This is a genomic window from Streptomyces sp. NRRL F-2664, from assembly GCF_000719345.1.
Lineage (GTDB): Bacteria > Actinomycetota > Actinomycetes > Streptomycetales > Streptomycetaceae > Streptomyces.
The window spans coordinates 1-1,468 of sequence record NZ_JOFX01000201.1; the positions used below are offsets into that span (position 1 = coordinate 1).

Genomic DNA, 1,468 nt, shown 5'->3' on the forward strand with positions numbered 1-1,468 from the left:
ACCAAGGCGCAGCAGATCGCCATTGCCGAGAAGGTACTGAAGGTACAGGGCCCCAAGGCCTGGCCTGTCTGCTCCTCCAAGGCCGGCCTGACCCGCTGAACCCTTTCTAACCCGGCACAAGCAGGTGCGCGACAGCGGTGGGGGCCTTGCCTCCGGCTGTTGAACACGTCTATGCGGCTTGGGTCAGGGTAGTTGTTGGTCGGAGGGCGTTCTCGTAGGCGATCGGGGATAGCTGTCCGGGAAGGGAGTGCCGGCGGCGGGTGTCGTAGCGGGTTAGCCGGCGGAAGGCGTCGAGTCTGGCTTCACGCTCGCTCGGCCAGGCTCGCGGCCTTTGGGTGTCTGCCTCTTGAAGGCGGCGTTGAAGCTTTCCGCTGCGGCGTTGTCGGCGCTGGGGCCGATTGCGCCTATGCTCTGCCGGACGCCTGCCGACCTGCAGCGTTCCGCGAAGGCCCTGGTCGAGATTGAGATCCGCGGTCCGTGTGCATGATCGCTCTGGCCAGGTTTCGGCGGGTCCGCTCTGCGGCCGCCAGGGCGTCGATGACGAGTTCTGTTCCCATGTGGCCAGCGATCGCCCACCCGGCGGGTCGGCATGGGGCGAGGTCGGTGACGGTCGCGGGTAGAGAGGCTTCGTGCCGCTGACCGGCAGGTATGTGATGTCGCCGACGTACTTTCTGTTGGCTGCGGTCGCGGTGGAGTCACGGCCGGTCAGGTCTGGCGCCCTCGCTGCGGTCTGGTCCGCTGCGGTGGTGCGGTACCGGCGGCGCAACCGGACTCCCCGGAGCCCGGTGGTCCGCATGGTCCTGGCGACGCTCTTGTGGCTGACCGCCGGGCCTCCCTCCTCGCGGAGCCCCGCGGTGGTCCCGGGGGCTCCGAAAGTGCCGTCGGAGTCCTGGCGGACCTTGCGTATCCGGGCCGCGATCCCAGCTGCAACAGCCTGGCGAGCGGTTCTCGCAGATGCGGTGCGACGCCAGTAGCAGAAGCCTGGGCGAGAAAGGCCGAGGATGGTGCAGAGCCGCTCCACGCTGTGACGGCGCTGGTGACATCTTCACTGTACTCGACGACCAGACCGTCGCCGCCCCGGGCACCGAAGCAGCTGCGCTAATCGTCCCCAGCCTCGCCAGTTCACTCCAGTCCGTTCTTGACCAGTGAAATCTCCTCGCTGCCCGGATCGGGGAACTCCTGGCGGCCCACTCTGATGGGCAGTGATGCGGGGCACCGCCAGGCCCGCCCCGGCCCATCGGGGCCCTGAAAGAGACTGCGGGCCCCGCATCACTCGTGGTGCTGGTCGGTTCCGGAGAAGCCGTACACACCCCCTGGGGCCGGATCCCCTGGTCAAGAGCCGGCCTCCGGGACCGTCCAGCACCACGAACACGACCACCGCATCCAGTCCGATGATCAGATCGCTGGGGTTTGTGGTCCCAGCCGCCCACAGGGGTCACCTCTCACCACGCCCGGAGCCGCCGAGCTC

The 1,468-nt window shown here is 68.2% G+C and carries 1 protein-coding gene and 1 pseudogene; one reads left to right on the forward strand and one right to left on the reverse strand.

The window, feature by feature from the left end; genetic code table 11:
- Positions 1-96, forward strand: a pseudogene (locus tag IF89_RS0135330) (transglycosylase family protein); the annotation flags it as partial.
- Positions 97-169: 73 nt separating this feature from the next.
- Here the strand turns inward: IF89_RS0135330 and IF89_RS50085 are convergent.
- On the reverse strand, positions 170-1,021 hold the full coding sequence (locus IF89_RS50085) for an IS3 family transposase (protein WP_158718139.1): 852 nt from the start codon (positions 1,019-1,021) through the stop codon (positions 170-172).
- Positions 1,022-1,468: the final 447 nt, after the last annotated feature.